This is a genomic window from Nonomuraea sp. NPDC003201 (assembly GCF_053590415.1).
This window is the reverse complement of record NZ_JBSFTC010000388.1, coordinates 1-8,899: the sequence shown is the minus strand read 5'-3', so window position 1 is coordinate 8,899 and position 8,899 is coordinate 1. Positions and strand designations below refer to the sequence as shown.

General features: G+C 70.9%; 7 protein-coding genes. 4 read left to right on the top strand and 3 right to left on the bottom strand.

Annotation, left to right across the window (positions count from 1 at the left end; all coding sequences use genetic code 11):
* Nucleotides 1-315: 315 nt before the first annotated feature.
* A complete protein-coding gene (uidA, locus tag ACWDX9_RS55110) occupies nucleotides 316-2,076 on the bottom strand; it encodes a beta-glucuronidase (protein ID WP_449970566.1) in 1,761 nt (586 codons plus the stop codon).
* Nucleotides 2,076-3,278, bottom strand: a complete 1,203-nt coding sequence (locus tag ACWDX9_RS55105) for a family 1 glycosylhydrolase (protein ID WP_449970563.1) — start codon at nucleotides 3,276-3,278, stop codon at nucleotides 2,076-2,078. The genes uidA and ACWDX9_RS55105 overlap by 1 nt, the downstream gene beginning before the upstream one ends.
* A gap of 84 nt (nucleotides 3,279-3,362) precedes the next feature.
* Between ACWDX9_RS55105 and ACWDX9_RS55100 the strand changes: the two genes are divergently transcribed.
* From ACWDX9_RS55100 to ACWDX9_RS55085, 4 genes are all read left to right on the top strand, one after another.
* The gene (locus ACWDX9_RS55100; protein WP_449970560.1) at nucleotides 3,363-3,995 is read left to right on the top strand and encodes a TetR/AcrR family transcriptional regulator; all 633 of its coding nucleotides are present in this window, start codon (nucleotides 3,363-3,365) and stop codon (nucleotides 3,993-3,995) included.
* 194 nt (nucleotides 3,996-4,189) lie between these two features.
* Nucleotides 4,190-5,521, top strand: a complete 1,332-nt coding sequence (locus ACWDX9_RS55095; protein WP_449970557.1) for a cellulase family glycosylhydrolase — start codon at nucleotides 4,190-4,192, stop codon at nucleotides 5,519-5,521.
* A gap of 73 nt (nucleotides 5,522-5,594) precedes the next feature.
* Complete coding sequence (locus tag ACWDX9_RS55090; RefSeq protein WP_449970554.1) at nucleotides 5,595-6,794, top strand: ROK family transcriptional regulator; 1,200 nt, start codon at nucleotides 5,595-5,597, stop codon at nucleotides 6,792-6,794.
* 47 nt (nucleotides 6,795-6,841) lie between these two features.
* Nucleotides 6,842-7,567 (top strand): FadR/GntR family transcriptional regulator, encoded by a 726-nt coding sequence (locus tag ACWDX9_RS55085; RefSeq protein WP_449970551.1) that lies wholly within the window; start codon nucleotides 6,842-6,844, stop codon nucleotides 7,565-7,567.
* Here ACWDX9_RS55085 and ACWDX9_RS55080 read toward each other — a convergent pair.
* Nucleotides 7,564-8,899 (bottom strand): pectinesterase family protein (locus ACWDX9_RS55080; protein WP_449970548.1); only part of this gene is annotated, 1,336 nt, incomplete at its 5' end. The two genes, ACWDX9_RS55085 and ACWDX9_RS55080, sit on opposite strands and share 4 nt — an antisense overlap.

Below are 8,899 nucleotides of genomic sequence, written 5' to 3'. Positions count from 1 at the left end.
GCGACACCTGCCGCCTGCTCGACATCCAGGAGTTGCTGTCCGACTCCGGCATCGGCCGCGAGATGCACGTGATCGTCGGCCGCGCCGCAGCTCGTCCGCCCCGGCGGGCCGCCGCCCTCCCGCGGCAGGCTCCTGCTGTGGGCGGACGCCTTCCGGACGCTTCCGCGGGTCACCGCCACCCAGGACGGACGTGTCCTCGGCCGTGCCCGGCTCCCGTGGCCGGCCGCTCCCGGCCGGGTTTTCCGCGTCCCCTACTCCCTCGTGGCGGGCGCCGACCCCACGGGCGGCCCGGTGCGCCTGGCTCTGGAGTGACCGCTATCCCTGTGGTTTGCGGCCGGCGAGCGACCTCCAGCGGGCCCGCAGCGCGTGGGCGGCGGCCTTGGGCCTGCGGTCGCGGGTGAAGACGCCCTTCTTGTTGCCGTCCACGCGGTGGATGCCGTGGGAGGTCTGGAAGTCGGCGAAGTTCCACACGTGCTCGCCGACGAACGCCTCGATCCGGTCGAACACGCGGTGGTTCATCTCGAGGTAGGCCTGCTGGTACTCCTCGGTCCACGGGGTGTCCCACACCGCGTGCAGGCCGGGCATGGTGTCGGCGCCGTACTCGCTCATCATGATCGGCTTGCCGAACCTGCCGGCCCAGCCGCGCAGGTCGTGCTCCAGGTAGGTCTCGGCCGTGGCGAGGTCGCCGGTGGCGACGTACCAGCCGTAGTAGCGGTTGATGCACAGCACGTCGAAGAGGTCGGCGATGCGGTCGTTGTCGTGCGTGGCGAAGAGCACGGCCGCGTAGCTCACCGGGCGGGTGGGGTCGAGCTCGCGGGTGAGCTCCACCAGCGGCTCGAAGTACTCGCGCGCGCCCTCCTCGTTGGAGGCCGGCTCGTTGGCGATGCACCACATGACGACGCTGGGATGGTTCTTGTCGCGGGCGACCAGCTCGCGGATCGCCTGGGCGTGCGCCTCGCGGGTGGCCTCGCCGAACGTGTCCGGCGAGAAGGTGGGCCGGGGCGGGGCGCCGGTGAGCCCGGACGCGACGGCGAGGTTGAGGCCCACGGCGGCGGTCTCGTCGATGACGACGATGCCGTGCCGGTCGGCGAACTCCATCACCTCCTCCGCGTACGGGTAGTGCGAGGTGCGGAAGGAGTTGGCGCCGATCCAGTCCATGAGCTGGAAGTCGTGCACGAGATAGGCGTTGTCGTGGCCCTTGCCGCGCACCGGCGTGTCCTCGTGCTTGCCGAAGCCGGTGAAGTAGAACGGCTCGCCGTTGATGAGGAACTCGGTGCCGCGCACCTCCACCGTCCGCACGCCGAAGGGCTCGGGGTAGCTGTCCACGACCCGCTCGCCGTCCAGGATCTCGGCGACCAGCTCGTAGAGGTAGGCCGCGCCGGGCCGCCAGAGCCGCACGTCCTCGATGCGCAGGGTGCCGTTCGCGCCGTCGGCCGTGGCGACCTGGGTGCCGGTGGCGTCCAGGACGCGGACGCGGACCCGGGCGGGCTCGCTGGTCCGGACCGCGTACTCCACCGTCCCGTCCATGGCGGTGACGACGGTGACGTCCTCGACGTGGACGGCGGGACGGCTGCAGAGCCACACCGAGCGGGCCAGGCCCGCGTAGTTGTAGAAGTCGTGCAGGTACGTCTGCCGTCGCCGCCCGTCGGCGGTGACGGTGATCGTGCCGGGCGGGATCGTCGTGCCGGTCAGCTCGTTGTTGACCCCGATGGTGAGGCGGAACTCCTGCCCGGCGCGTACGTGCCCGGTGATGTCGGCCTCGAAGGGCGTGTAGCCGCCCACGTGCTCGGCCACCAGGACGTCGCCGACGTAGACCCGGCCCCGGTGGGTGGCGGCGTCGACGCGCAGGACGACGCGCTCGCCGGCCCAGCCGCGCGGCACCCGCACCTGCCGCTGGTACCAGGCCCAGCCCACGTGGTCGCGGATCGCGCTGTCGGTGAACAGGTCGTTGTAGCTGGCCGGGACCGCCGCCTCCAGCGTGGTGTCGAGCGGGCCTGGGCCGCCGTCGAGGGCGAACCGCCAGAGCCCGTCGAGACCGACCAGCTCGCGGGTGGGGGTGGAGCGCGGCTTCAGCATCAGATCTCCCCTCGGCGGGCGACCCCGCCCAGCCAGGCCAGGCTCGGCTTGGGGTGGCGCTCGAACGTCGTGCGGTCGACGGCGATGAGCCCGAAGGTCGGCTCCCAGTGGCCCCACTCGAAGTTGTCCAGTGCGGTCCAGTGGAGGTAGCCGCGCACGTCGATGCCGTCGTCCGTGCCGTTGTCCATGGCGGCGAACAGGTGGCCGAGCGCCTCGGAGGTGTAGGCGATCCGCCGCGTGTCGTCCGGGGTGGCGATGCCGTTCTCGGTGACGAGGATCGGCGTGCGGCCGGTCGTCTCCCAGGCGTGCCGGACGGCGATGCCGATGGCGTCGGGCCGGTAGGCGTTGCCGGTCATCGTGTTGTCCGGGTGTTGCGGGTGCGGGACGACGCCGTTCTCGTCGACGGCCTGGCTGGAGTAGGACTGCACGCCGATGAAGTCGTCGCCGCGGGCGGCCTCCAGGTAGAGGTCCTCACGGACGCGGCGCACCTCGCGCAGCTTGTCCTCGTTGCCCGGGGTCGGGGTGAGCGCCTGGCAGGCCACCGTCCAGCCGACGGCCGCCCCGGTGTGCTGCTTCAGGATCGCGCGGGCCGCGTGGTGCGCCTCGGCCAGCCGCTCGCCGATCTCCGGGTCGGGGTCGGGGAGCACCGGCCGCGCGGCGCCCTCGACGGTGGGGCTCATCCACTCCTCGGTCGACCGCTGGGTGGTCTGCGCGTCCCGGGCCATCCCGATCATGAGGGCGAGCATGTTGGGCTCGTTCATCGTGCAGACCCACTCGACGCCGTCGAGGATGCTCGTGGCCTCCCGCACGTACGTCTGGAAACGCTGGGTGGCGTCGTCGGCGAGCCAGCTGAACCAGCGCGGGTTCGTGAAGTGGTGCAGGGTGATGACGGGGGTGAGACCCAGGTCGAGAGCGGTGTCGATCATCCGGCGGTAGTGGGCGAGCTCGGCTCGGCTGAACTCCCCGGGGACCGGCTCGATGCGGGCCCACTCGATGCCGAAGCGGTAGGCGTTGAGCCCGGCCTCGGCCAGCAGGCGCATGTCCTCGGCGAAGCGGTGGTAGCTGTCGACCGCGTCGCCGCTGCGCTGCATGCCTGGCATCTGCTGCTCGAGGGCCCACCAGTCGCTGTTGACGTTGTTGCCTTCCACCTGGTGCGGCGCGGTCGCCGCACCCCAGAGGAAACCGGAGGGGAGCTGGGGCATGGTTGAGTTCCTTGCTCGAGACCATGGGTGTCGGCGACACGCTAGCATGAAAACCGAATCGCGATACTAATTTGGAGGGGCGTCATGATGGCATCCGGCAACCGCGGCCCGTACGCGAAGACCGCGGCGGTGCGCCGGCGCGTCCTCGAGGCCTGCGTGGACGCGTTCGGCGAGACCGGCTTCTACGGCGCCACCATGAAGGACATCGCCAAGCGCGCCGGCATCAGCCACACCGGGCTGCTGCACCACTTCCCCCGCAAGGAAGACCTGCTGCTCGGGGTGCTGGAGCTGCGTGACGAACGCGGCACCGAGTTCCTGGAGGCGGCCAAGGTGCTGGACCCGGCCGCCGACCCCGTCGAGACCCTGAAAGGCATGATCGCCGTCATCGTCGACAACGAGCTCCAGCCGGGGCTCATGGAGCTGCACTGCGTCGTGTCGGGCGAGGCGACCTCTCCCGACCACCCCGCGCACGCCTACTACGCCGACCGCTACCGCAATCTCCGCCGCTTCTACGCCGGCACCTTCACCGCCCTGGCCGAACGCGACGGGCTGCGCCCGGCGATCGACCCCGAGACGCTGGCCACCATGACCATCTCCCTCATCAACGGCCTGCAGGCGCAGTGGCTCTTCGACCGCGACTCCGTGAAGGTCGAATCCGCCATCCGCGAGTTCTTCCTCTCGGTCATTCCCGGGCTGCCCCGTGCGGCCCTGTCGTGAGCAGACTTATTTAACGGCTGAAACTTTCAGGTGATCCCTCACCTCCCCCGGGCCGATCGCCGCAGGCAGGGGCATGGATCGGCACTTCGCGCGCGCCGGGCGTGATCTTCCCTGCTTCTCCGGCCTTCGGCGGCTCTATAGCGTGTGGGGCGCTTCCCGCCCCGGATGGCCGGGGCCCGACCACGAGGTAGGTCATGAGAAGAAGGCTTCTCGCCCTCGGCGCCGCCGTGCTCGCGGCCGTCGCGTCGGTCTTGGTGTACGTCCAGTCCGCGTCCGCGGCCGCGGGCCTGCACGTCAGCGGCACGAAGATCGTCGAGGCCAACGGCCGGGAATTCATCATGCGGGGCGTCAATCACCCCCACGTCTGGTACACCAGCCAGACCGGCTCGTTCGCCAACATCAAGGCGCTCGGCGCCAACACCGTGCGCGTCGTGCTCGGCAGCGGCAAACGGTGGGGCCCGTCCACCGACGTCGCCAACGTCATCTCCCTGTGCAAGCAGAACAAGCTGATCTGCGTGCTGGAGGTGCACGACACCACCGGCTACGGCGAGGAGGGCGCCGCCGCCTCGCTCGACGAGGCGGCGGACTACTGGATCAGCCAGAAGAGCGCGCTCGTCGGCCAGGAGAACTACGTCATCATCAACATCGGCAACGAGCCGATCGGCAACACCAACGCCGCCCAATGGACCGCCGCCACCGCGAACGCGGTCAAGAAGATGCGCAGCAACGGCTTCGAGCACCTGCTCATGGTCGACGCCCCCAACTGGGGCCAGGACTGGCAGTACGTCATGCGCGACAACGCCCAGACGATCCTGAACGCCGACACCCAGCACAACACCGTGCTGTCGATCCACATGTACGCCGTCTTCAACACCGCCGCCGGCATCGTCGACTACCTCAACCGGTTCCAGGCGAACGGGTGGCCGCTGGTCATCGGCGAGTTCGGCTGGCGCTTCAGCTCCAGCGAGGTCGACCACGAGACGATCCTGGCCGAGGCGCAGTCGCGCGGCCTCGGCTATCTCGGCTGGTCCTGGAGCGGCAACACCGACCCGATCCTCGACATGGCGACCGGCTTCAACCCGAGCCAGCTCACCACCTGGGGCCAGCGGATCTTCAACGGCGCCAACGGCATCAAGGCGACCGCCAAGGAGGCCACGATCTACGGCGGCTCGTCCGGCACCCCGTCACCCACTCCCACCCCAACCCCCACCCCCACGCCTCCCTCCGGCGCCTGCTCGGCCACCTACCAGGTGACCGGCCAGTGGGGCGGCGGCTTCCAGGCCGAGGTCCGGGTCACCGCGGGCAGCTCTGCGATCAGCGGCTGGACGGTGACGTGGTCCTTCGCCAACGGCCAGACCGTCACCAACGCCTGGAACGCGACGGTCAGCAGCAGCGGATCCAACGTGACCGCCCGCAACATGAGCTACAACGGCAGCCTCGGCGCCGGAGCCAGCACGACCTTCGGGTTCCTGGGCTCGTGGAACGGCAGCAACAGCGTCCCCACGCCGTCCTGCGCCGCCCGCTGACGGAACGACGGCCCGGGCCGGACACACCGGCCCGGGCCCGGCTTTCTTTGGCACCCGAAGTAAGGGAGACCGAGTGGCCGGGAGGCCGAGAACCCGCGGGATCGTGCTCAACCGCATCCGGGCGGCGCGCACCATCAGCCGGATCGAGCTCGCCGCCGAGTCCGGGGTCACGCCGGCGACCATCACCCAGGTCGTCCGCGAGCTCATGGACCACGGGCTGGTCGTCGAGGTCGGGCGCGGAGCGTCCACCGGCGGCAAGCCCCGGACGCTGCTGCAGCTCAACCCACGGGCACGGTACGCGGTGGGCGTCCTGTTCGAACGCAACACCTGCGTCGTCGTCCTCGCCGACCTGACGGGCCGGCCGGTCGCGCGGACCTCGTTCCCCGGCACGGCCCTGCTGCCTCCCGGGCAGGGCCTCACGCTGGTGGCCTCGCGCGTGAACGCCCTGCTCGACACCGCCGGGGTCGATCGCGGGAAGGTGCTCGGGGTGGGGCTGGCGACGTACGGGCCGCAGGACCGGCGGGCGGGCGTGCTGCTGACCCACCAGCCGACCGCCGAATGGTTCGGATACCCGGTCGCGCCGCGCCTGTCGGAGATCCTGGGCCTGCCGGTGCTGCTCGACAACGACGCGGCGGCCGCGGCGATCGGGGAGTACTGGCTGGGGGCGGTGGACACACCCGCGTTCGGGTGCGTCTACATGGCCAGCGGCATCGGCGGGGGCGTCGTCGTGGACGGCGAGCTCTACCGGGGCAGCTCCTCCAACGGCGTCGAGATCGGCCACATCACCGTCGACCTGGACGGGGGGCCGTGCGGCTGCGGCAACTACGGCTGCCTCGGCAACTACGCCGACCCCACCGCGGTGATCAAGCAGGCGCTGGAGGCATCGAGCCTCGGCCGGCGGCTGGGGCTCGACTCCGCCGACTCGGACGTCATGGCCGGGTTCGGCCGCATCGCGACCGCGGCGCTGGCAGGGGACCCGGAGGCGCGTACGCTCGTCGAGCGCTCCGCCCGCCACCTGGGCACCGCCGCCGTCACCATGGCGAGCCTGTTCGACCTCGACACGATCGTGCTCGCCGGGCCCAGCCTCGCCGCGGCGGGCCCGATCTACCAGTCGGTCGTCCAGGAGGAGGTGCGGCGGCGCACCTTCGCCCGGCGCGCGCACCCGGTGCGGGTGGTCAGCTCGGTCAGCGGCTCGGACGCGGCCGCGATCGGCGGGGCCGTGCTCGTCCTGCAGGACGAGCTGGCCGTCCTGGAGCTGGCTCATCTTCATTAATATGATTACTTTTGTTGCAGGTGGTCCGGCCATGGCATGATTCCGGCATGGAGGAGATCGGAAGGGCCGGCGCCCACGACCGCGTGGTCGTCAGCCTCGGCACGGCCATCGTCAACGGCGTCGTCGCCCCCGACGAGGACCTCGACGTGGTGGCGCTGCAGGAGCGGTTCGGGGTGAGCCGGACGGCGGTGCGGGAGGCGCTGCGCGTGCTCGCCGCCAAAGGTCTGGTGGGCGCGCGGCCCCGGCGCGGCACGTTCGTCGCGCCGCGCGAGCAGTGGTCGCTGCTCGACGCCGACGTGCTGCGCTGGCGCTTCGCCGCCCAGGTCGACGAGGTGTTCCTCGACGAGCTGGGCGAGGTGCGCCTGACGATCGAGCCCGCGGTGGCGCGCATGGCCGCGCTACGGCGTACCGACCGGGACCTGGCCGCGCTCGAGGACGCCCTGACCGCCATGCGCGAGGTCGCCGGCCGGCCGACCGGCGACCAGGTCGAGGCCGACCTGGCCTTCCACCATGCCCTGTTGCGCGCGGCGCACAACGAGCTGATGGCCCGGATGGCGACCGCGATCGAGGCCGGCTTGCGGCTGCGCGACCAGTTCGTGCACGCCAACCTCACCAGCGAGTCCGCCGACAAGCACGCCGAGGTCCTGCTGGCCGTCCGCCGGCAGCGCCCGAAGGCGGCCGAGACCGCGATGCGGGCGCTCATCGAGCGCTCGATCGCGGACGTCGACATCGCCAAGAAGATCCACGCCGAACAGGGCGGTCACCAGCACTAGCCGGCGGGGTTCCAGCCGTCGCCGCCGGCCAGGTACTTCTGGGGGGTGTAGTTCGCCGCCTGCGCGTCGCTGAGCTGCGGACGGTTGGCGTTGGTGGTCGCGCCGGCGCCGTTGTTCCGATATTCGAGGAAACGGGCGTTCTTCCAGGAGTTCGATGACATGTCCGTCCACGGCTGCGCGGTCGCGATCGTCGCGCTCAGCGTCGACTCCCGGTAGAGCACCTGCGCGTCGGGGCGCCACGGCCGCCCGAGGGTGGTCGTGTTGTTCGTGGCGCCGGTGATGCGCGACTTGTAGAACAGGAAGCCGTACGTCTTGGCCGCCGCCGTGCTGGCCGCGGTGACGGGACCGCCCGTGCTGCGCTTCTCGTAGATGTCGCAGCTGTGGAAGACGATCGTGCCGCCGCCGAAGACGAAGTCGACGGTCCCTTCCACGTAGGAGTTCTTGACGTACGCGCGGGCCGAGTCGTTGACGAGGAAGGTGTCCTGGTCGCCCAGGATGCGGACGTTCGTCAGCGTGGTGCGGTCGCCGTCCAGCCGCAGCGCGACGGCCTGCGCGCCGCTGGGGACGGTGCTCTCGTCGAGGTCGTTGGAGATCGTCAGGTTGGTGGCGGCGGCGTCACGTGCCGAGATCAGCGCGGTGTAGCTGCCGGAGGTGCCGTGGGTGTAGGCCGAGTGGTTGTTCACGATGAGGGTGTCCGACGGGGACGAGCCCAGGCCCTGCAGCGTCACGTACGGCTTGTTGACGACGACGATCTCCCGGTAGGTGCCCGGCTTGATGGTGATCACCACCTGGCTGCTGTTGCCGGCCGGCACCGCGTCGATCGCCGCCTGCACGGTCCGGTAGCGGCCGGTGCCGTCGGACGCCACCGTCGGGGTGGCCGATCCGGAGGTGGAGTTGAAGGTCCACTGCATGCGGGCCACGTCGGAGCAGGTCTCCTGGACGATGGGGTTGTTGCCCGCGGTGGAGCCGTCCTTGTTGCTCACGCACAGGCCGGTCGCGACGCTCTTCACCAGGTACTTGCCGGAGGCGGCCGTCGAGGGCGCGAGGGTCCACTGCTGGTTGGTCTTGCTGCCGTCGCCGCAACCCCACTGCTGCAACTGCGTACCGGAGACCGTCGAAGCCCCGGGCACGTCGACGCACCGGCCGCTGCCGCCGTTGACCAGGTTGAACGCGCTCCCCCGTGCCACCGCCCTGAACTGCTGATCGAGCGCGGAGGAGGCGCAGGCGGTCTGAACGAGCAGGGCGCCGTTGTCGGCCGAGGCGCCCGTCACATCGACGCACTTGCCGCTCGACCCCGACGCCAGCGTGTAGACGCCGCCGTCGGCCGGGGCC

What these genes read in the sequence shown, in the direction of transcription:
- ACWDX9_RS55100 (WP_449970560.1), top strand. Translation starts at nt 3,363, where the DNA reads ATGATGGCATCCGGCAACCGCGGCCCGTACGCGAAGACCGCGGCGGTG.
- ACWDX9_RS55095 (WP_449970557.1), top strand. Translation starts at nt 4,190, where the DNA reads ATGAGAAGAAGGCTTCTCGCCCTCGGCGCCGCCGTGCTCGCGGCCGTC.
- ACWDX9_RS55105 (WP_449970563.1), bottom strand. Translation starts at nt 3,278, where the DNA reads ATGCCCCAGCTCCCCTCCGGTTTCCTCTGGGGTGCGGCGACCGCGCCG.
- ACWDX9_RS55085 (WP_449970551.1), top strand. Translation starts at nt 6,842, where the DNA reads ATGGAGGAGATCGGAAGGGCCGGCGCCCACGACCGCGTGGTCGTCAGC.
- uidA (WP_449970566.1), bottom strand. Translation starts at nt 2,076, where the DNA reads ATGCTGAAGCCGCGCTCCACCCCCACCCGCGAGCTGGTCGGTCTCGAC.